The sequence below is a fragment of the Vibrio sp. La 4.2.2 genome, assembly GCF_027586995.1.
Classification (GTDB): domain Bacteria; phylum Pseudomonadota; class Gammaproteobacteria; order Enterobacterales; family Vibrionaceae; genus Vibrio; species Vibrio mediterranei.
The window spans coordinates 291,455-314,403 of sequence record NZ_JAPPTJ010000007.1; the positions used below are offsets into that span (position 1 = coordinate 291,455).

A 22,949-nucleotide genomic window follows, 5' to 3' on the forward strand; every position below is an offset into this window, starting at 1 on the left:
TCTACAGCACAGGGTTATAATAGTGAGCAAATGTGCTAACCAGTTAGAGGACAAAACTGCTTTTTACTGGATATTTGTTAGATGCAGCGTGAATATTGATCTTGAGCACACTTTACTAGTACTTTTATCAAAAGATTCAAGAAAACCAATTAAGCAACTGTTATTAAAGGATTAGTTGAACATAAAACACTGACACATCTTTTATAAAACTTGATTAAAGTCACATACTAAACTGTATTTTTGAACGGTATCACAAACAGCCCACTACCTTACAAATATCCAGTTTTTAGCACTTTTATCCAATAGTCCACACGGTGCTTTTTGTTAAAGTTGTAGACATAAACGACTAATAACAAATTCGAAACTAAGGACTAAACCCCTATGAGAAGTTTTACCTTTTCTTGTGAGCTACCCAATGGTGTTCACGCAAGACCAGCGGGTCATGTAGAAACCCTTTGTAATCAATACCTATCTAACATTGAGTGGCAGAACGAACGTACTGGCCTATCTGGAAATGCAAAAAGTGTGTTGTCTTTAATAGGGACAGACACACTACTCGGTGACACATGTATGATCACCATAGACGGCGAGGATGAGGAGTCTGCACTGGAAGCTTTACAGAACTTTATTGCGAATGAGTTTCCACATTGCGATTCTCCACTAGAACAAACACACGCTAATGAAGAACAGCAACCACTACCACGTAACTTATCCAACCTCACGGAAGGAGCGATTCGTGCAACTTCCGTGAGCAGTGGCATTGGCCGTGGCGTAGTGGTTAAAGTAGGTGCAATCAACTTTGATCAACTGCCCTACCTTCCTGAAACAAGAGCACTTGAAGAAGAAAAGTCTGAACTAAAAAGCGGTCTCGCTCAGCTTTCTAAGGCCATTGAAGTGCAAGCCAACACATCAGTAGATACGGAAAGCGAAGTGCTTGCCGCGCATCTCTCTATATTGAGGGATGAGTCGTTCGCACAACAACTGAATACTAATCTCGTAGAAGGAAGAAGCTGTGCCCAGGCAGTGGTCGCAACCGCAAAACACTATGCAGAGCAACTACAGAAATCTTCCAGCCAATACCTTCGTGAGCGTGAACTCGACATTCGAGATGTTTGCTTCCAATTACTGCAAACAATCTACGGTGACGAACATTACACCAGCCAACTCGCGCTGACTGAACCCTCTATCTGTATGGCTGAGGACCTCACCCCTAGTCAGTTCTTAGAGCTGGATAAGTCACTGCTAAAAGGTTTGGTTTTGACCCATGGTGGCAGCACATCTCACACAGTTATTCTTGCTCGCTCTTTTGGTATTCCAACAGTCGTTGGAATGAAAGATGGTGCATTGGAGGCCGACATCGGCCAAGAGGTTTATCTTGATGCCAATTTAGGTGCAATCGTCACCGACCTAACTGAACCTGTGGTTCGTTACTACGAACAAGAAAACCGAATCATCAATACGGTTCGAGAGCGCCAGGCTGCGTTCAAAGATACACAGGGTATGACACAAGATGGAAAAAAACTTGAAGTTGCAGCGAACATCGCCCATTCCGTAGAAGCAAAATCAGCATTTGACTCGGGAGCAGAAGCCATCGGTTTATTCCGTACCGAGATGCTATACATGGATCGCAAAAGTGCGCCGAAAGAAGATGAGCTCTACAACATATTCTGCCAAGCACTGGATGCAGCTTCAGGTCGTGCGATCATCGTTCGTACTATCGACATCGGCGGCGATAAACCAGTTGACTACCTCAATATCCCTAAAGAAAACAACCCATTCCTTGGCTACCGTGCAGTACGTATCTACGAAGAGTTTATTGACCTATTTAAAACCCAATTACGAGCTATTCTGCGTGCTTCGGCACATGGTCCGCTGAAGATAATGATTCCAATGATTTCTTCGATGGAGGAGATTTTATGGGTCAAAGACATTCTTGCTGAGATTCGCCAAGAACTCCGTAAAGAACAGGTTCCGTTCGATGAAAAAATCCCGCTTGGCATTATGATGGAAGTTCCTTCTGTAGCCTTTATCATCGATCAATGTTGTGAAGAAGTGGATTTCTTCTCCATCGGCTCTAACGACCTAACTCAATATTTGATGGCCGTTGATCGTGACAATGCAAAAGTAACGAAACACTACAACAGTCTAAATCCAGCATTCTTGAGAACGCTAGACCACGTCGTCAATGAAGTGCATCGTCATGGTAAATGGATTGGACTGTGTGGGGAGCTTGGCGCTAAAGGCTCAGTATTGCCCCTGCTCGTTGGTCTAGGGCTTGATGAAATCAGCATGAGCGCACCAAGCATTGCTGCGACCAAGGAACGCATTTCCAAACTAGATAGCCGAGAATGTCGACAGTTGTTAAACAAAGCAATGCAATGTCGTACACCATTGGAAGTAGAGCATCTACTTGCGCAGTTCCGTATGGCACAAACCGAAGCGCCACTGATTTCAGAAGATTGTATCAAGCTTGATCTCGACCTGCGTAGCAAAGAGGAAGTGATTAAGACACTCGCTGACAATCTATTCCTAACAGGACGTTGCCGTTATCCGAATAAATTGGCGGACGATCTTTGGGCTCGAGAAGATGTGTTCTCAACCGGTCTAGGCTTTGGCTTTGCTATCCCTCATACCAAGAGTGAACACATTGAGCAATCAGCGGTGAGCGTATGCCGTCTAGCGAAGCCTATTCAATGGGGCGATGAGGAGGCGCAGTTTGTCATCATGTTGACGCTGAACAAACACGCAGCCGGCGACCAACATATGAAGATCTTCTCTAAGTTGGCACGTAAAATTATGCATGCCGAATTTCGTGATGCCTTGTTTAACGCCCAATCGAGCAGTGAAATAGAACAGAAACTCATGACGGAGCTAGAGCTATAGTCCCCAATTCCAAATGGAAGTAAGAAGGATTCAAAACCTTCTCACCTCGGACTTGGACTGACTAACTTGTTCGGTTCCAAGTTTTTGGCGAAGTAACCATCATTCGTGTCCAGTGTTACTTCGCCCTTTTTGTTTTAGAAAGGAGCGGAATATGCCCGCCACTACGACATCAAACACTCAAACAAGACTCGACAGCCTTATTGCGGAAGAAAACCTGTTGCAGTTCCCCTATTTCAATCAGAAAGTCGCTTGGGATATCGGTAATGAGCTGCGTGCCAACGCCATCGAAAAGCACGCCAAGGTTGCCATCAATATTTCGGTTGGTGAGCAGTGCCTTTTCCATTGTGCACTTGACGGAGCAACATTAGACAATCAAGAATGGGTGAGAAGAAAATCAAACGTTACCAAGCGTTTTCAGCGCAGTTCTTGGTATATGAAGCATTACCTAGAAATGAAGGGAAAGAATATAGAACAAGCTTCTTTCATTGATGAGAAAGATTACAGTCCATTTGGCGGTTCTTTTCCTATTCGAGTTAAAAACACAGGTATGATAGGAACGATTACGGTTTCAGGTTTGCCTCAACACGAAGACCACCAGCTAATCGTAGATGTGCTCTCACAGTATTTGAAAAAGGAATAGTTATCGTGACGACGCTTTCATTTAAAGGTCTGTTATTCGACCTAGACGGTACATTAGTCGACTCAATCCCAGCAGTGACACGTGCATGGTCACGCTGGGGAGAATCTAAAGGTCTCGAGCCTAGCTACGTGATGTCGAGGATTCACGGAAGGCCTGCTATCGAATCAATCGCTGAGCTGCTTAATGCATCAGTAGATACACCAGAAGTTCAAGCCGAATTTGACTATCTAGAACACTATGAAGCCACCCACACCGAAGGCACCACTGCGCTACCTGGCGCCGTTGAGCTACTAAACAGCTTAAATGAGCTCGGTATCCCGTGGGCTATCGTTACCTCTGGCACATTGCCAGTAGCAACAGCTAGAATGAAAGCGGCAAACCTCCCTCAGCCCAAAATCCTTGTTACACCCGAGTTGCTCTCCCAAGGCAAACCACACCCCGAACCTTATTTGAGAGGGGCGAAAGAACTGAATCTGAATCCTGAAGAATGCATCTGCTTTGAAGATGCGGTCGCTGGCCTCAACTCAGGGAGCGCAGCAGGTTGCCAGAGCATTGCGGTGCTCAGTCATAGCTCAAGAAGTGAATTGCCTGACGCGGATGGCTATATATGCAAGCCTTCTGATATTCAGATTGAAAAGACAGAACACGGATTTACCCTGACGTTGTAAGCCGAAAAGGAGGCATACGCCTAGCCTGTTCAGAAATTGTCTATTAGTGCTTCTATGTATAGGAAACCTATACCATTGAGCAACCTAGAGTCTGGCAACTCACCATATCGCACCGATGCCCTTTGCTCCTTTAGGGCATTAGTGTTAGCTTCAAACGGATTGAATAGCGCTTTACTTTTGACAATGTCTAACCACTCATGGCCAAGACGTCGAATATCACCATAGATAACAATATCGTTGACACTCAAAGTCACAAGAAAGTTATACAAACTGATACCAAACGACCCTGCTGCTTTTTGGATAGTTTGCTTAGTCACCATGTCACCCGAGTGATAAAGTGTAGCCACATCTTCAAAGGATATCTGCGAAGGCTCACCGCTATGATTATGATTGGTCTTATGCATCTTACGAACTTCAGATGTTATCGCCTTGGTTGAGGCGATGGTTTCTAAACAACCATATCTGCCACAACAACATTTTCGTCCATCTTGGTCGATAATCGAATGTCCTATTTGTCCACTGCCAAACAACTCTCCACGAAATATTTTGTCATTGACCAAGAATGATGAACCAATCCCATAATCAACATTGATAACGCAAAAATCTCTAGGATGGTCCTTGGTGAGCCACTTTTCGGCCAGTGCCAACATAACACAATCATTATCGACCTGAACCTCAGCACCAAACTCCTCTTCTAGTAAGTATTTGAAATCTATTGGCTCAGCCCACCTAGCTTGTGGCATCAAAACAGAGGTCCCAGCGCGTCGATCCACTTGGCCATGCAACGCCATAGCAACTTTGAATCTCGAGCTACCCGTTTCTTTTATGCATTGTCGATAAATCGCAAACACGGAAGCAACTAACTCTGATGGGTGCGTTGGGTTTATCTCTAGGCTGCGATAATCAACAATGGGATCCATTAATCCATTAAGTACGGTAGTTGATATACGATAAGGCGTGATGTGAAGACACAGAATAGGCGTTGTATTCTGTGTCATTTGGTACATTCCAGTAGCGTTCCCTCGTCCAGAATGTACGACGTTAATATGCTCAACTAGCTCTAAGTCAATCAGATAATTTAATATCTTTGTCAATGCAGGAATGCTCAACTCCAACTTAGTGGCCAATTGTGATTTAGACAACTTCCTATGTTGAAATAGGAGGCGCATAACCTGCTTCGAATTGAAGCTACGAACAGATTTGTTGTTCATGCCCTTAATCATATGTGCCTCTTAGTCCTTTGGGTTAACCTTTCTCAGCAAGTCGTTGTCTATATTGGTCTGCACCCACAGCTAATAGAAGTATGCCACCACGTACCAAGTACTGATAGAAAGAGTCAACGTTTAGAAGGTTGAGCGCATTTTCCACCGTACCCATAATCAATACACCGATCGCAACACCAACAATACTCGCCTTACCGCCATTCAATGACACACCACCTAACACACAGGCAGAAATAACACTGAGCTCAAATCCAAGTGAGGCATTCGGTTGTCCACTGGTAATACGAGAAGCCAAAATAATACCAGCGACAGCACACACTGCGCCTTGTATGGCAAAGTTTGCTATGCGTACCTTGTCGACATCTACGCCCGCCAATTTAGCAGCATCTGAGTTGCCACCCACCGCAAGAGCATTGCGTCCGTAGGCCGTATTTTTGAGCAAAAAGCCAAAGGCGATAAAACAAATAATGGTAATCACGATGGGCGTTGGCAGACCTAAAATGGTTGATTGTCCTAACATAAAGAAGTTCATGTTAACGACACCCACCGCATTTCCCCCAGAGATAATGTAAGCGCCACCTCGAACAATCTCCATCATTGCTAATGTAGCGATTAGAGCATTCACCCGTACCTTAGTGACAAAGATTCCGTTCATTAAGCCGATAAATAGGCCGGCACATAGTGCTCCTAAAATACCCAGCATAAAACTGCCTGTCGCATTGACGACTAATGCAGTCAATACGCCATAGAAGGCAACTTGAGATCCCACAGACAAATCAAAGTCCTTGGATGCCAAGCAAAACATCATAGTACACGCGACCATCCCTATTTGAGAAATTGAGAGGCCTAGACCTACCATATTTCGTGCAGAGAAAAAGTACGGTACGAAAAGCGACAGCGAGATGAACAACACAATATAAACAACGATAATGTTGAAGTTCTCACTTCCTCTTATCCGTTTCCAAATTGAGTTGTCATTTTTAGGTGCTACGCTCAATGGTTTGTTAAGAGCGGTCATACAGTGATCTCCTTCTCAGGGAATGCTTTAGATAGTATTTTTTCTTCGCTATATTGATGGCGTAAGAATTCAGCTGAAATTTCATTTTCTCGCATCACATAAAGTCTATCGGTGATACCCATTACCTCAGGCAGTTCACTGGAGATAACAATAATTGTGACACCTTGTTCAGCAAGCTCGTAAAGGACGTTATAGATTTGATTTTTGGCTGACACGTCTATACCACGAGTTGGCTCGTCAACGATCAGCACGTTCATACTCGACTCACTTAACCACCTGGCTAAGATGACCTTTTGTTGATTCCCTCCCGATAAGAACTGGATTTCTTTTGCTAAGTTAGGGGTTTTAATGTCCAACCGATTAACGAAATGCTCCGCCGATTTTGTCTCTTTGATAAGGTCTAAGATTCCGCCTAACTTCCAGTAATTTCGACGGCTACTGATAGTGATGTTTTCAAGTACTGATCGGAAAGTGATATTGCCTTCTTTCTTTCGGTCTTCGGAACAGTAAATGATGCCGTTCTGAATGGCTGTTTTTGGCGTTAATGCTTGTAAATCGATCCCATCAAGTTGCATTGAAATAGATTTGGTTGGCAACGCACCTATGAGGGATTTCATTAGCTCCGTTCGACCTGAACCGACCAATCCAAAGAAGCCTAACACCTCTCCGGTACGAGCTCTAAATTGGACTGGTTTGGCAAACTGGTTACTTTCAATAGCCCCCAACACCAAACAGTCATCACCTAAAGAACGCTCACGAAAGCTGTACATATCGCCGAGGTTTCGCCCTATCATTTTTTCAATGAGGGTTGGCCTGTCAGTGTGGCGAATATCATCATAAGTAATCACATGACAGCCATCTTTCATGACGGTTGCAGAGCTGCAAACCTCGAATATTTCTGCCATGCGATGAGAAATATAAATGAGAATCTTGCCCTCTGATTGCAACTGTCTTATTACGCGAAACAAAGTCTCGGTTTCCGCAGCAGACAAACTACTGGTCGGCTCATCCAACGCAATAATATTGGCATTTAGGATCAGCGCTTTAGCAATTTCCACCATTTGCTGCTGACCCATAGAAAGCGTATTGACCTTGTCGCTCGGTGCGAACGTCAACCCTAGTTTGTCCAACTGAAGCTGAGCTTGTTGATTCATAGTTGGCCAATCAATGACACCACCTTTGGTCGGGAACCTTCCTAAAAAGATGTTCTCCGCCACGGTCTGTTCTGGAACGAGTTGAAGCTCTTGGTGGATAATGGCGATACCGCCATTGATCGCTTCTATAGGGGATTGGAAGTTGACCGAAGCCCCATTAATATGCACTTCCCCCTCACTCGCTTTGTGGATTCCACCTAGCACCTTCATCAAAGTGCTTTTTCCGGCACCATTCGCGCCGATTAATCCATGAACTTCACCATGACCAATACGAAAGCTCACCTTGCTTAACGCCTTTACTCCTGGGAAATTCTTTGATACGCCGCGAAATTCGAGTTCGTTTTTCATGACTAATTCCTTGTTTAATCGGGGCTTTCGCCCCGATTAATAACTATTACATACCTAAGTCTGCTCGTACTTGCTCGTAGTTCGCACGCGTCGCCAAATGACCAGAGGTGTAAATCAATTTCTCAGGTTCAATACCATTTGCTACCCAGTTGTACATATTGATGGAAGTCTGATAGCCGTGAGCTTTTGCACTCAGAATTACCGTACCGTAGAAACCAGTTTGAATAGGTTTGCGGAACTCATTGATCGCTTCTTCTGTACCATTAATACCAATACCGATAATATTGTCAGCCGAAATACCATTGCCTTCGAGAGCACGTACACCACCAATGACGACTTGGTCATTCATGCCGTATACAATCCACTTCTTATAATTGCCCTTCTGGGTGATTAAGCTGTTTGCAGCATTGAAAGCTTGTTCTGTGTTATCCAAACGGTGAGGCGTATCGAAAATGTTCTGTTTAGGATAATTATTCTCCATCAGTACATCCGTTGCACCTTGTGAGCGTTCAAATGCCGTAGGAAGCTGTTTGTAGGTCAGTGCCATTACTGCCACTTCTTCCGTGTTCCAACCTCGAGCTTTAATTTCATCCAGTAATGCTTGTCCAACTTCACGTCCAATGTTATAGGCTGAAATCCCCATATGAACTACGTCTTCAATAGGTTCGCCATTGCCATCGACTAAACGGTCGTCTACGGACATGAGCTTTAAGCCATTGCGTTTCGCGGACGCTACAACAGCAGGACCAAGCTTAACGTTAGGAACACAAACAATGACACCATCAGCATTTTGCGTGCCTAGATTGTCTAGCGCTGACATCAGCTTTTGACCATCCTGAGCACCAATTTTGATTAGGTCGAATCCCTTCTCTTTTGCTGCTACTTCTGCAAAGCGCCATTCATCTTGGAACCAACCTGCCTCAGGCTGTTTTACGATGAAACCGATTTTCTTTTTTTCTTCCGCAATAGCGCCAGTAGCCATAGCCACTAACGAAGTTGCTAGTGCGATTTTGGTAAGATTCTTAGTCCATGTTTTCATAGTTCTTCCAACTCTTTGTAGGTGTATCACGTCGTTTGAGTAAAACTTAGCTATCTATTTTTTTGCTGAAAGCGCAATCGATAGTAAGTCAATTGGTTGTTGATGTTGCTATCATTAGTCACGATATTTACTAATCTCTGTTTAGTATTCGCGAGTAAAATTCAAAAAAAAGCAGCTCATCACAAACTGAGGTGAGCTGCATACGAAACATTAAGCTAACTCTGTTAAGCTAACTGATGACAAATAAGACAATAAGTGAGCTTTTGCGTGGCTCGGGTCACTATCCAACAACGCATGTTGCGCGGAGTTTACCTCGTCAGATGTTTGACTCTGGATCTGCGCTAAACCCAGCTTGGCTAACAAGTCGACAAACAGGCAATGAGTGCGATGGTTAGTTTGGATATCTTTATCAAAGACGTTAAGTTGAGGTAAAGAGACTGCAAAGAAGTCGTGTTCAACCTGCTGACTCTCATTTGAGGCCACCCACGCTGCCATATCTTTGAATTTATTGACTGCTCGCTCTTGTTCACCAAGCTGATACATAGCCAAGGTTTGAAACAGCAAGTAATCTGCAGGCATGTCATTGTAATAACGGCTTTCAGTTACTTCCGAGTCTCCCGTTAGTGCTCGCTGGTACATTTGTTTTGCAGCACTTTCCTCCCCTAACTTCTGCTCGATTAGCCCTAATAGGTAATAGATGTCGTTATCCGTTTGACCAACTAGTCGCCCCTCATTTAGGTTTACAGGAAACTCAAGTGCTTCAATTAGTGCTTGTTTCGCTAATACGTACTCTTTGTCTTTAATCAGAGACAGCGATTTACGTATCAAAGCATTCACATACTGCCCAGTGACTCGGCCTTCACCGCCTTCCCAAGGTGCGAAAGTCCGCTCTTTGAGGATTGCTAACGCTCTATCATGTTCATGACAAATATTGAGTAGAGTAATGAACTCGGTCACTAAGTCATCGCGTTGCATGATGATGCCTTGATGAGGTTTAAGTAACATCAAGCGTGTTGTAGGGTCGACCAAAGCGATTTTTCTAAGGTCATCCAGCTCATAAAGTACTCGAGCATCGTTGTTATCCAACTGCCACGCAGCGTCCATGTACTTAAGCGCGCTCTCGATGTCTTTTTTCTTATTGGCATAGTAAATTGCAAGGTTTCGATGCGCCTCTTTGAACTCAGGGCGCGCTTCGATTACCTGCTCCCACAATGCCACTGCTTTGTCGTAGGACTTTTTGGCATAGTGGAAACAACCCAAGAGATAATCGGCAAACGGGTAACCCGATAATTGCATTAGCGCATTCACTTCAACTTGCGCATTGGGAAAAAGGACATGGCTCGCAAACTCTTGTTCTGCTTGATTTAGCAATACGTTGGCAGAGTCTGGAAGCAGGGACGCACGGATAATATTAGAGGCAGCACCTTTGGCATTAATCAGCTCAAGTGCCAGCAACGCTTCTTCGTTAAGGTTAAGCGAGGTATATAAACTCGCAACATGGATGGCGTTCGCTTGTCTAGATTGACACAGCTCGATAAGTACTTGCTTCTCAGTCTCTTGCATTGTCAATAAGTAGTGATGCATCGCTAGTGCGTAACCAAGCGGGAAGCGTTCAAGGGACTGCTTCGCAAAGTCGAGTGCTTGCTTAGATTGAAGTTTCTCTAAAACCACCAACTTCACAAATGCAGCCTCGTAACTCATGCTATTGAGCTCAAGAACTCGCTCTACTTCTTCAAGTGCATCAAGATAGCGGCCTTGCTTAAATGAGATCCGACTTGCAGCTAAGAAACCAGCATCGTTGCAGTTACCACTCCAAGTAGACTTGTAGAAATCTGCGTAAGCATCTTGTAGCAACCCCAACTTCTCGTTAGCGTGCCCTCGCATCAAGCTTGCTCGTCCACATAGTGGATTTTTGTTGTATTGATGGGCACGGTGCAGCGCATTGTTCGCATAATGTAAACTACGTTCGTAATCACACCGCTCAAACTCGCGATTAGCCATGGCGACGTTACAACGATAGTCAAACTCGTCTCGTCTTAACGCTTCTAAATAGTAATCAACAGCATGGCGCGTCGCGTGATGGTATTGTTCGAGGTGTTGGCCGATAAAGTAAAGTTCATCAATGGAATCAACGGCTGTCGGCATTTTCGGTGCAGTCGCAGGATCCGGTGTTGGCTCTTCACTTTCTTGCTGCTCTGTATAGGTCAGAGTCTTACGTCCTTGCTGTGTCAGCACTTCGAGCGTCAGCTGCTCACTACCACCGAACACGAAGTCATCAAACTGACATTGGCATGGCAGCAATGACACTACGCCACTATAGACCGTCGTAGTGTCTACTTTTACATTAACGACGGCATTCTCAATAGCAGAGATAGCGTACACCCCAATACGCACTTGTTCGTTCTGTCTGATTAGATTCACAGCCACATCAGTGTTCGCTTGGTGGACAAGACCTAACTCGCTGTATGGCAAAAAGTTTTGAACAAAGATTTTTTCTTCGTTGGGGTCGATCCAAGTGAAGTCAGGTTGGTTATCCGTGAAGACACCTGTCATCAATTCAATATATGGGCCATTGCTATCGGTTAACTGCCTATCCCAGGCTTGACCAAATTCGCAATTACCCCATGACCATTGTTTCTTACCTGTGGAGATATGATGGTTTGCAACATGTAGTAGACCGCCTCTTTCGTCGTGACTGTAGGCTCCAACAAAATCGTAATCCGATTTTGCAGCCATATATGACGTAGGTACAGGTAAGTTCTTGTAGCGAGAAATATCGACGCCCGCTGAATAGTCAACTTTATAATACGTTCCTTTGGCGATTGGGAACGCACTCACGTCGCGCTTACCGTGGTCATAAACTGCCGTGACATCAGGTGGGAAAATGCTCTGGTGATCATCGCCACCTTTTACTGCCGGATTCGCCCACCATAAGAACTGTTGAGGCGTTGGGTTTGAATTGTAAACGCGACCAGTGATCTCAATGAGAGCCTTGTTGGGATAGAGCTTAAAGCCTGTACTAACTTGCAAGCCATACATATGCTCAACTTCACCCAACCATACCTCTGCACTGCCATCTGCTAGTTCTCTGATATTGACGTCAACAGGCATATACGTGGTCGGTCTATGATGTTGAGGCCAATTAAACTCTATCCCCCCAGAGATCCATGGCCCAACTAAACCTACCAATGCTGGTTTGATGACATCATTGCAATAAACAAAGTCGCGCTGATGGACTTTGTCATAGGCTTTGTGGATTCGTCCTCCAAGTTCTGGCAAAAGCATCACATAAATAAAGTCGTTCTCAAGGAATACTGCTTTGTATTCCTGATTAACACATTCGTTAGTGATTGAGTCGATGACGCCATACGGATAAACAGACCCTGAAGAACCTTGATAAACACGTTTTTCCAGAAAAATAGGATTGGTATCAACCTTTCCGACTTGATAAGTGGGTAGAGTGACTGTCTCTGTCCACACTTTTACATTCTTTGCCATGATGACCTTCTGAAATTGATGGTGATGATTGGCAATAATGGTAATCACTTTCTAACGCTGTTAACTGCGGGTTTATCACGCTGTTTAGTAAACAAAGTTATGTGAAAACAAGTGGTCAATTGACTAAGCAGATTTTCAATTAACGCCCTCCCGCCTTTTCAGTAAACGTGGTTTAGTTCTTTTATTGAAGTTATCCAAGTTTAATTTGGGTCCGGTTTAGTAGTATCGCTACATAGCAACCAGGACACATCCATGAACACTCTTTACACCTTAGAAAATGACTACTTAAAGATTCAGGTTTCCAGCAACGGCGCCGCCGTTCATCAACTGTTCTACAAGCCAAAGAACTTTCATATATTGCGTCAAGGTAACCTTAAATCTGCAGAAGAATCAGGGCTGTTTCCTATGGCTCCAATGGCAAATCGAGTAAAAGGAAACCGCTTTTTGTTTGAACAAAGAGACTTTTACCTTCCTCATCATCGGTTTGATGATTACTACTTTCTTCATGGCGACGCATGGATAAGTGAATGGCAAGCCGAGCAATGGCGACCACATACAAACTCAATAACCTTAACCATGGAGTCCAATGTTTATGGGTGTTGTTCCTATCGTGCTTCCCTTTGCTATGCACTTAAAGATACAAGCTTGTTAATCACCTTATCGATGACCAACTTAACCAATACACCGTTTCCTTTTGGCGGCGGGTTCCATCCTTTTTTCAATACTCTTGATGGGACCAAAGTTCAATTCAATGCGGATGGGATTTGGTTAGAGGGTGATGATTATCTGCCAACGAAGTATGTCTCGGAAATCCCCGAGAGTTTTGACTTTTCGGTTTCCAAAGCAATACCCGATATTTGGATAAACAATGGTTACCTCAGATCCGAACACGGTGATGTTTCTATCGAACACCCCAATGGAATAAACCTTGCCATAGTCAGCCCTATGAAGTACCTACAGGTCTACCAACCCAATAACAGGAGTGGCTTCATCTGTGTAGAGCCGCAATCTCACTGGGTAGGTGCTCACCATCATAGACAGAGTGATTCATTGGTTCGTTTGGAAGGTGGGGAATCAATGGAGCTACAGATGAAAATTAGTGTGATTTAAAGACGCCGTTTGCCTAGAAGCCGATGTAACGTAAAAGCCGTACCTTTGAAGGCACGGCTTTTTTAATCGGTATCATCTACGATATGTAGGCTCGCTAACATACACTAGATTGAAGGTGGATGAGTAGCATTAAATGGCGAAACAAAAACCTAGCATGTAATCTTCACCACTCTTCGCTGTATATTCCTTGTCTTCATTACTCGCCGTTGGGCGACATTTATCATCGCCTTTTACCAAGCTTACCCAGTGACGAAGACCCGTGGTTTGATGGCCTTCAGACTGACCAAACGTAGTACACGTTTCTAATTGAATATCAGCAATTTGAACCAGCTGTAGAAACCCGTTGCCTTGACGGCGAGCGAACGTAACTTCTACGTGAGTGCCACTTTCGTCGCGGAATAGAATCGAATCCGGAGAACACTTGTCGCCAGTATAAGCAACAAACTGTTTGGCATGGCGCAGGCCGCTATGTTGACCATTTTTGAAGTACGCTTGAACGTGGCGATAGTCAATTTCATAACTTACTACATCCTCGTGAGAACCATTCTCTAGCGGGAACAAGGTATCAAGAAGTTGCTTAGTCATTTGTTGTTTTTGAGTTGGCTTATCAGCGTTGACCATTTCCACGGCAAACACGGCTTCAGCGATAAAATTTTGTGGGTTATGTAGTTCTGTTTTATCGAATGTCTGCATATTCATAGTCTATTCCTTCAGAGGCAATTAATAACAGCTTAAGCAAATACCCTTAACACCTTGTTGGTTTGTCTCGTTATTGCTTGATTATTAGAATAGCGCCTTTTTAACAACAATTTCACAACGAAATTTTCACACTGTCAATTTTACAAAATCACTCTGTGTAAAAATCGATAAAGCGCTCTTGAAAATCATATTTATTCTCAATTTTTCAATACGTTAGTAAAATCAGACATGCAAAAAACACAAAACCCGCTAAAAGCGAGTTTTGTAAAATTCACTGTGTGAACGAGTAAAAAAGGGGATTTTTACAAACCTCTTTGCCACTCTTGGCGGAGCGAAATTTGCTCTGGATGATGAATTGCCAGCTCAACTTGTTGCAATAATGCCTCTTTATCTTTACCCAGTACTCCCTTGAGCACTAGATAGTTGGAAGCATGATCTGAGCGGAATATTGTCTTGTCTAACTGTAAGTGTTCAAGCAATAATTTTATTTCTTTGAATAACTCGGGTTGAGTCAATTGGCGAAAGTCACCGTTATATTCAGCCGCGACGCGCTCTTCACCAAATGGAAAAGACACTACTAAGGTTGAGAGATAGTCTGGCTGAGCGGCATTCATTAGCTTGGCCGAACTCAGTGCATGCTGCTCACTCAAAATAGGGCCGCCTAGACCATTTAGGATCATGACAGAACTTTTCATGCCTGCCGCTTTTATCTTGTTTAGCGCGGCCAACGATGATTCAAATGTCTCACCTTTTTTCACTTTAGCTAGTACTTCGTCATCTCCGCTTTCACAACCGATATACATCAAACTCAACCCAAGCTCTCTAAGCTCTGCGAGTTGCTCCGATGTCTTGTTGGTTAAATTTCGTGGCAAACAGTAGCTTGAGATACGTTGAATGTTGGGAAGGTAGCGATGAATTAACTCACAGATCGCTTTAAGACGATGAAATGGTAATGTCATCGCATCACCATCCGCAAGGAAAACTCGGTGAACTCGTGCACCAGACGCGGCCACCTGCTGCAATTCTTGCTCTAGTTCTTCTAGCTTCTTAGGACGAAACTTCTTCTGAGACTGAGTATACATATCGCAGAAAGTGCATTGATTATGGCTACAACCATTGGTTACTTGTAATATCAGCGACTTCCACTCTGACGGTGGTCTAAAAACCGGTTCAATGTAATTGAGCATCCGATATCCTGTTAAGTAAGTGCGTTAGCGAAATCGTAACGCACTTTGACCTCTCGTCCAACGAACAAGGTGAGCTAGAACTACATAAATATGAACTGCCTATATAAACTATCCAGTTCCGCTCGCATTTGACGAATTTGCGCATCATTTTGCGCAGAGACCGCTTCAAGCAGTCCTTTCTCGCGCACGGTGATTTGTCGACAAAGGCTAGCAAGACTGTCGCAAAACGCGACATTATGACAAGCCTGCTGCAGCGCCTCTTCCATTGCTGATGCTACTTTACGACGCGATGTAGCGGGCACAATCGCATTTGCTTGATTATAAACTTGTTGTCTTTTACGTCTTTGTAGCGATTCGTCTATCGCTTGCTTCATGGCGGGTGTGATTCTATCGGCATACAAAATCGCCTTACCATTGGCATTTCGTGCTGCTCGACCAATGATCTGAATCAGCGCTTCTACCGAACGTAGAAATCCTGCGTGGTCCGCGTCGAGAATGGCAACCAAGGAAGCTTCTGGAATATCCAGCCCTTCTCTGAGTAGGTTGATACCAATCAAGACATCGAACTCCCCAGCCCTTAATCCATTGATAATATCGACTCTTTCTGAGGTTTTAATATCGGAATGTAAGTAACGAACGCGTATTCCCTGCTCCGCCATATGGTCGTTTAACGACTCCGCACTTACCTTAGTCAAAGTAGTCACAAGCACTCGTTCATTATTACTGGTACGCTGACGTATCTCCTTTAACAGGTCTTCCATATTGTTAGCTGATGGGCGCACCTCAACCTCAGGATCAAGCAAACCTGTTGGTCGAATAATTTGTTCAACCACCACTCCACCTGAACGCTGAACTTCGTATTTTCCTGGCGTCGCAGAAACAAAAATGGTCTGCGGTTTTGCCTTTTCAAATTCACTGAACGTCAGTGGGCGATTATTTAAAGCTGAAGGAAGACGAAACCCGTAATCAATAAGGGTATCTTTACGACTTCGGTCTGATTTCGACATTGCTGAAATCTGAGGAACCATCACGTGAGACTCGTCGATAAACACCAGCCCATCCTTAGGTAGATAATCCATTAATGTCGTCGGCGGTAGCTCAGGATCTCGTTCATTAAGATAACAGGCATAGTTTTCGATCCCGGAGCAATAACCGTATTGCTGCATCATTTCAATATCATGCATACACCGTTCGTAAAGCCTTGCCGCCTCGGTTAATCGGTTTTCTTCGTTGAGCTCTCTAACTCTTTGTTCCATTTCAATACGGATCAACTCACTGGCTTTACGGACTTTTTGTGGTGACGACGCATAGAGTGTTTTAGGTGAAATCTTGTACTCTGTGCAAGATTTTAAGAGTGTACCCGCGATAGGGTCGACCCAATCAAGATGCTGAATAACTCCGTTATTTAAAGTAATGCGAATAGCATCTTGGGCAGAATCAGCTGGAAACACATCTATTTCGTCGCCACGAATGCGAAAACCAGCGCGCTCTAATTTGGGCTCGGTAAGAGTATATTGTAAGCGTGCTAATCGTTCAGTTAAATCAGCTTTATCTAGTGCCTCACCTACTGCGAGCGATATTTGTAAGTCTCGATAAGCTTGCGGATCGCCTAACCCGTAGACAGAAGAAACGGAAGCCACCACGATAACGTCTCTTCTCTCAATCAGTGACTTGGTTGCCGAGAGCCTTAGTCGCTCTAGCTGTTCGTTAATCGCGGAGTCTTTGCGGATAAAACGGTCGCTACCGGGAATGTAGACTTCTGGCTGAAAGTAATCGTAATAGGAGACAAAATACTCAACGGCATTCTCAGGAAAGAAGTGACACATCTCGCTATATAACTGGGAAGCTAATGTTTTGTTATGAGCAAGAATCAACGTGGGTCGTTTCAAGCGATGGATAATATTCGCCATCGTGAATGTTTTACCCGACCCCGTTACACCTTGTAGTGTTTGATGGCTTTTGCCAGCTTCGATGCCTGAGATTAAACGAGCGATGGCTTCAGGTTGGTCTCCTGAAGGTGGGTATGCGGAATGAAGAATAAATTTGTTTTTAGACATATACTCGCCCTCTGAAGAACAGTACTAAAGTATATGCCTATAATCGTCAAAGTGACTAAGTGAAGCTTGCTTGAATCAGATAGCTTCAGCAGAATCGAACTCACTTGTGTCCCCTGTCGACTCACTTAACAACCCTGCATAGATGCCATTAATAGACACCAAATGTCCATGGTTACCTTGTTCGACTATGCGACCCTTCTCTAATACTAAAATTTGATCCGAGTGTTTGATGGTACTTAAACGGTGAGCAATAGCGATAACCGTTTTTTCCTCAAATAAACGCTGCATGGCTTTCTGAATAAGATCTTCAGTAATCGAATCTACAGAGCTTGTCGCTTCATCAAGCATCATAATCTGCCCACCTTGAGCAACTGCTCGAGCAAACGAGATAAGCTGCGTCTGCCCCACCGATAAGTTCGAACCATTCTTATCTAAAACCGAGTCATAACTTCGAGGTAACTGTTCTATAAATCGATCTGCATAGACATAGCGTGCGGCTTGCTCAACTTGTTCACGCTCAATCCCTGGTTTGCCAAGGGCGATATTGAACTCGATACTTTCTTCAAATAAATGAACATCTTGCATCATCATCGAAAATAGGTGTGCCGAGTCATCAACCGAAATCTTCGATAACTCAATGCCATTTAACAGAATACTGCCCTCATAATCTTGATAGGTTTTTGAAATCAATCTCATGATGGTTGATTTTCCAGAGCCAGTAGAACCTACCAAGGCAATTTGATGGCCTTTATTAAGTACGAAAGAAACGTCTTTCAGTACATACGGAGCATCTTGTTTATATCGAAAACTAACATTAATGAACTCTAAGCTCACAAACTCTTGCAATGGTTGTTGAACCTGATGACTCGGTAACAAGGTTCGACCTTGTTCCTCCGTCGGCTCAACAAAGAGTTCTTCGATATGATCAAACGCCGCAAACGAGCTTTGAATAGAGGCAATTTGAGAGGTGAAATCACGAATCGGCACAAACACTTTTTCTAGCGTATTAATAAAAGCAATCAGTACACCTAAAGTCAGCGTTCCGGCTAGCACTTGTTCAGAGCCATACCAAATCATGAGACCAATGGTTACCGACGTCACACCAGAAATGAAAGAGAATAAGATGGCGTCATACTTATTGATTTTCTTTTGAGCAACCAAAAACTCATCAATATGCCCATTGTATTTCGCTTCTACTTTCTCTTCAGCGCGGTACATTTGAACGGTACTCATACCGAACAACAATTCTTGTAGATAACCGATACCTCTTGCCAAGGATGCGCGCGTTATCTTATGTAAAGCTCTTAGACGATTACGTACATACACCGTTAAATACATAACAGGTGGCATGACTACTAATACGATCAAAGTCAGCTTCCAATCGATAAATAGCATCATTACCAACAAGGCAATGGTGTTTATTGAATCCTTTACCAACCCGACAACTGATTGCACAAACGTTTCACCGATAGTCTCTAAATCACTCGTCAAACGTGACAACGTGACGCCTGCTGGCGTATTGTCGAAATAGCTGCGCGGAAGTCTGAGTACGCGTTCAAACAACACAGCACGCATGTCGGTAATCGTTAGTTGACCAGTTTTTCTTAAATTGTAAGCATAAGTGGTGTCCACCACGTACCCAGCAATAAGGACTAGAACCAAATACACCACATACTGCATTAACCCAGCGAAGTCATTTTGTCCCAACTGCACGTCAATAACTTGGATAATTAACCAGGGGAATAACAAGCTGGTTGCGACCGACAGAGGAAGCATAGCAATACCAATCAGAGCGGTTTTCTTGTATTTCTTAGCGAACTTGAAGAAGTGCTTGAGATACTTTACGTCGACACCTTTTAACATGCGCTCGCCTCCGCTTCATTTTGCTGAAGCTGCCACGTTTCCAAATAGTACGGGCATGTTTTCAGTAACGTTTTATGGTCACCTTTCGCAATTATCTTGCCTTCATTAAGTACGATGATCTCATCCATATATTCTAAAGCGTTAACACGGTGCGATACCACGAGCACCGATTGGTGTTTGAGTCGCTCAAATAACCCATTCAATATTTTACGTTCGGTTTCGTAATCAACCGCAGAGAGTACGTTATCCATAATGACAAGGTCTGCGGGCTCTAAGAGTGCTCGTGCAATGCTCAACCTCTGCTTTTGCCCACCAGAGAGCATAATGCCTTTTTCACCTACCAGAGTTTGATCACCATCCTCAAACCTAGCCACATCGTTTGCAAGCTGGCTCAGCGATAGCACTTCGTCCACTTGCTCCTTGGTGGCATCATTGTTGGCACTACCAAATCGAATATTCTCTTCTACCGTGGCCGAGAACAGATAAGGGTCTTGGGTGACGGTTTTAACATAGCGACGCAAGTCACTGCGGGAAAAATCCGTAATGTCTTTACCACCTAAGAAAATCGCATTAGTGGGAACATCTAAATGATGATTCAGGCAGTTCACCAAGGTTGTTTTGCCTGAGCCGATTCCACCAAGTACCCCTACTTTTTTCCCCGCTGGAATGTCAAAGCTGATATTGTCCAAAATCAGCCGTTCATCATTTGGATAATGAAAACTCAAATTTCTTACCGATAACGACTCCCCTTTCAACTGTTCAACATCCTCATCAGCGAGACGAGTTTGATCAGTTTCAGGGATTTTAGCATTGAGGATAGTTTGAGCACTTTGAATACCAACAATACCTCGCTGGTAGATAGTCGCGATTCGACCAAGCTGCATCAGTGGCATAGCCAGTAACACAGAATAAGTAAGAAATGCGGTGATTTCGCCAAGAGTTAGCTCTTGATTCATCAGCATGTAACCACCTAGACCGAGAATTAATATCTTCATTAGGTCATTGGCGTAATCAAGTACCGGTAAAAAGAACACCTGGATTCGAGTAATCTGCATTCGGCAACGCAGCAGTTGCTGATTGAGCTTCTCTATTTCTCTAGTTACCCAAGGTGACATGCGTTGATTCTTAATCAAGTCGATGCCTGACAAGTAGCTCATAAGCTGAGCAGACAAACTTTGTAGCCGATTCATATGCTCAGTGTGCAACACTTTCATTCGCTTAAATCCAATGCGGAAAATCACAAAAGCAATGGAGATTGGAATGACTGAATACATAGTCAGTTCTGGAGAGATACGCCACATCCAAATTGGTGTCAGAGAAAGAGCAAACATAGTGTTAAAGAACTGGAGAAAGCCAATCCCAAACATCAGTCGAACCCCCATCACATCGTTGTTCATGATAGAAATGAGTCGACCTGATGCAAACTTCTCGTGGTAGCTATTTGGTAGTCGATTGAGCTGTTTTAACAGTCTATTTTTAAGTGCAGCTTCTGCAATCCTTCCGGGGTTAAGCGCATACACTCGAGACAGAATACGCACCACAACCATAGCTACAGACATGCCCACTACGATGGCGACATAAGTTTGCAATTGTTGATGACCGTCATTCGACGCATCATCAATCAGATCTATCGCCAGTTGGATATAGCGTGGAATTTCTACTTGCAGCCAGTTAACGAGAAAAATAAAAATGATCGCGAAAATATAGGATTTGCGATTCATATACAAATAGTGCGAAATCAACTGCCTAGTGTTCATAAAGCTCTTTATTTGGAAAGATTTAGGGGCGTACTAGTCGATGCTGATATGACCAGATTGTGTCAGTAGCATAGGATTAGCTTTAGAATATGGTTGATAATATCAACTTTAATTGGTCTTGTGAATGGATTCATAAAAATTATCCTAAACTAAACTCACTAATATTTGTTCTACTTCTTCTAAGTTGTAGCAGTGTGTTATAGGTCGTCCAGCCGAAAATCAAACAAGACATGATCTTAGTCATAAGAAACTCACTTTTTATCCAGTATCATCGAGACGCACTGGACTTACTTTTTTCTAGTAAAAACTATATAAGTGACCTATCCGATGACACAAAATATAAACTCTATTACCTTCGATATGGTCGACACAGCAATCACAAGAGTAGAACACGCTAACCATATCAATTTGGAAGCACTCAAAAACACACTGAGTGTTAACCCTGATCAGGCAGTAGAGATGTTCAACTCTTTGGTTTGCATAGACTCTATCGATGACAAATTTAAACAAATCATGAATAGCTATCCACAGCTACTAGATAACGCTCAGCACCTTTTAGAAACCTCTATTTTGCTGAGTTAGTCAATTTGCCGTTTGAAATCATGAAAAAGCTCTCTATTTAGAGAGCTTTTTTGTGGCCGTTATTTAAAACTATCGTATCGTAGAACGCTCGAAACGTACGGTTATTTAATTAACCGAACAAGCAGTGAACCCGGTGCTCGTACAGACTCTACATTGTGACTGATTACCACGCCGTCTGAAGGTGACAAGTACTCTTCGATAACATCACCAAAACTGTTGTATTGCGTCGCTATTTTTTGACCCTCGGATATCTTATCGAGCAACTCAACATGGCAGATCACAAACCCACCTTGATTCGCTCGAATACTGACAATTTGCTCGCCCTCTGTACAAGGTAGAGTTTGCGGCACCACTTCACCATCAATTAACTGATACGATCGCAGAATATTCAGCACCCCATCTACCGCACGTTGCACCATGTCTAGGTCAGAATAGCGCCCGACGCCAACTTCAATCGTAATTGAGGGAATGTCTGCTCGGTTATACACAGTTTCAAGAATGCCTGGGTCTCCTGGGTCGTTTAAAATCACATCGGGGTTCAGCAGACGCGCCATTCGAATGGCGTCATCAAGTCGATAATCGGCAAACACATACAGTGGATACGCCGCGCCCGAAGTTTGGGAATGCAGATCAATGGCCAAATCGGCGTTGGGCTGAAGAAGGTTGGTCCAAAGGCTGTGCGCAAAACGATTCGCATCATCGCCGTCTGGGCTGCCGGGAAAAACACGATTCAAATTCGAGGTGGAACTATCTGGAGCAGCGGAGTGGTAATCACGACTATGGCGTGCGATCCCAGACAGGTTCACTGTCGGCACAATGGTGACCGTACCGGCATTCGTTTTACCAATCAGCTCTCTAGCCAATTGCTGAGCCGTTAGGATCCCATTTTGCTCATCACCATGGATACCAGCGGTAATCATAATCCGTTTTCCAGGGCGAGAGCCCTTGAACACACGAACGGGCAACGTCTGGGGATGACCTATGGCGTCGGTGGCGACCGCAAACCAAAATTTATGCTCACCCGGCTCTAAACCTTCCACATCCAGGGCCTGTATCGTTGGATACATAGGCACAATACATTGGTTGAGTGGTTTAGACATAGTAACTCCGACGCTGGCACAAAGCATCATCATAACATTGATATAACACCAGTACAGTGCTGAATCACCGAGTTACACCCCCCCTTACTATTGGAACCATGGTGGCAGAACTGGTTGATAAGA

General features: G+C 43.9%; 16 protein-coding genes. 5 read left to right on the forward strand and 11 right to left on the reverse strand.

The window, feature by feature from the left end; translation table 11 throughout:
- Positions 1–381 precede the first annotated feature (381 nt).
- From ptsP to OH456_RS18005, 3 genes are all read left to right on the forward strand, one after another.
- Entirely contained in the window at positions 382–2,883 is a 2,502-nt protein-coding gene (gene ptsP, locus OH456_RS17995) for a phosphoenolpyruvate--protein phosphotransferase (RefSeq protein ID WP_252038104.1), read from the forward strand.
- 151 nt (positions 2,884–3,034) lie between these two features.
- Positions 3,035–3,523: a heme-degrading domain-containing protein gene (locus OH456_RS18000; RefSeq protein WP_171390901.1), complete on the forward strand. Its 489-nt coding sequence runs from the start codon at positions 3,035–3,037 to the stop codon at positions 3,521–3,523.
- A 5-nt stretch (positions 3,524–3,528) separates the two neighbouring features.
- Positions 3,529–4,191: an HAD-IA family hydrolase gene (locus tag OH456_RS18005; RefSeq protein WP_252038105.1), complete on the forward strand. Its 663-nt coding sequence runs from the start codon at positions 3,529–3,531 to the stop codon at positions 4,189–4,191.
- 29 nt (positions 4,192–4,220) lie between these two features.
- Here the strand turns inward: OH456_RS18005 and OH456_RS18010 are convergent, their stop codons facing one another.
- From OH456_RS18010 to OH456_RS18030, 5 genes are all read right to left on the reverse strand, one after another.
- Positions 4,221–5,414, reverse strand: coding sequence for an ROK family transcriptional regulator (locus tag OH456_RS18010; RefSeq protein WP_270033999.1), 1,194 nt, complete (start codon positions 5,412–5,414; stop codon positions 4,221–4,223).
- Positions 5,415–5,436: 22 nt separating this feature from the next.
- Positions 5,437–6,432, reverse strand: coding sequence for an L-arabinose ABC transporter permease AraH (araH, locus tag OH456_RS18015; RefSeq protein WP_031495369.1), 996 nt, complete (start codon positions 6,430–6,432; stop codon positions 5,437–5,439).
- The gene (locus OH456_RS18020) at positions 6,429–7,934 is read right to left on the reverse strand and encodes an ATP-binding cassette domain-containing protein (RefSeq protein ID WP_270034000.1); all 1,506 of its coding nucleotides are present in this window, start codon (positions 7,932–7,934) and stop codon (positions 6,429–6,431) included. Before OH456_RS18020 ends, araH begins: the two co-directional genes overlap by 4 nt.
- Before the next feature lie 46 nt (positions 7,935–7,980).
- Positions 7,981–8,973, reverse strand: coding sequence for an arabinose ABC transporter substrate-binding protein (locus tag OH456_RS18025; RefSeq protein WP_088877537.1), 993 nt, complete (start codon positions 8,971–8,973; stop codon positions 7,981–7,983).
- Positions 8,974–9,183: 210 nt separating this feature from the next.
- Positions 9,184–12,471 (reverse strand): DUF5107 domain-containing protein, encoded by a 3,288-nt coding sequence (locus OH456_RS18030; RefSeq protein WP_270034001.1) that lies wholly within the window; start codon positions 12,469–12,471, stop codon positions 9,184–9,186.
- 252 nt (positions 12,472–12,723) lie between these two features.
- Here OH456_RS18030 and OH456_RS18035 point away from each other — a divergent pair, with 252 nt between their 5' ends.
- Positions 12,724–13,581 (forward strand): aldose 1-epimerase, encoded by an 858-nt coding sequence (locus tag OH456_RS18035; protein ID WP_270034002.1) that lies wholly within the window; start codon positions 12,724–12,726, stop codon positions 13,579–13,581.
- A gap of 129 nt (positions 13,582–13,710) precedes the next feature.
- Here OH456_RS18035 and OH456_RS18040 read toward each other — a convergent pair whose 3' ends face one another.
- The 5 genes from OH456_RS18040 to OH456_RS18060 form a co-directional block, all read right to left on the reverse strand.
- Positions 13,711–14,280: a hypothetical protein gene (locus tag OH456_RS18040; RefSeq protein ID WP_124939851.1), complete on the reverse strand. Its 570-nt coding sequence runs from the start codon at positions 14,278–14,280 to the stop codon at positions 13,711–13,713.
- 302 nt (positions 14,281–14,582) lie between these two features.
- On the reverse strand, positions 14,583–15,467 hold the full coding sequence (locus tag OH456_RS18045) for a radical SAM protein (RefSeq protein WP_270034003.1): 885 nt from the start codon (positions 15,465–15,467) through the stop codon (positions 14,583–14,585).
- 80 nt (positions 15,468–15,547) lie between these two features.
- A complete protein-coding gene (uvrB, locus tag OH456_RS18050; protein WP_270034004.1) occupies positions 15,548–17,524 on the reverse strand; it encodes an excinuclease ABC subunit UvrB in 1,977 nt (658 codons plus the stop codon).
- A gap of 75 nt (positions 17,525–17,599) precedes the next feature.
- Positions 17,600–19,387: an ABC transporter ATP-binding protein gene (locus OH456_RS18055; RefSeq protein WP_270034005.1), complete on the reverse strand. Its 1,788-nt coding sequence runs from the start codon at positions 19,385–19,387 to the stop codon at positions 17,600–17,602.
- Positions 19,381–21,144 (reverse strand): ABC transporter ATP-binding protein, encoded by a 1,764-nt coding sequence (locus OH456_RS18060; RefSeq protein WP_270034006.1) that lies wholly within the window; start codon positions 21,142–21,144, stop codon positions 19,381–19,383. The genes OH456_RS18055 and OH456_RS18060 overlap by 7 nt, the downstream gene beginning before the upstream one ends.
- 327 nt (positions 21,145–21,471) lie before the next feature.
- On the opposite strand from OH456_RS18060, the gene OH456_RS18065 reads away from it, so the two are divergent.
- Positions 21,472–21,726, forward strand: a complete 255-nt coding sequence (locus OH456_RS18065) for a hypothetical protein (RefSeq protein WP_006071801.1) — start codon at positions 21,472–21,474, stop codon at positions 21,724–21,726.
- Positions 21,727–21,827: 101 nt separating this feature from the next.
- On the opposite strand, the gene OH456_RS18070 is transcribed toward OH456_RS18065, so the two are convergent.
- Positions 21,828–22,826: a succinylglutamate desuccinylase/aspartoacylase family protein gene (locus OH456_RS18070; protein WP_270034007.1), complete on the reverse strand. Its 999-nt coding sequence runs from the start codon at positions 22,824–22,826 to the stop codon at positions 21,828–21,830.
- Positions 22,827–22,949 lie beyond the last annotated feature (123 nt).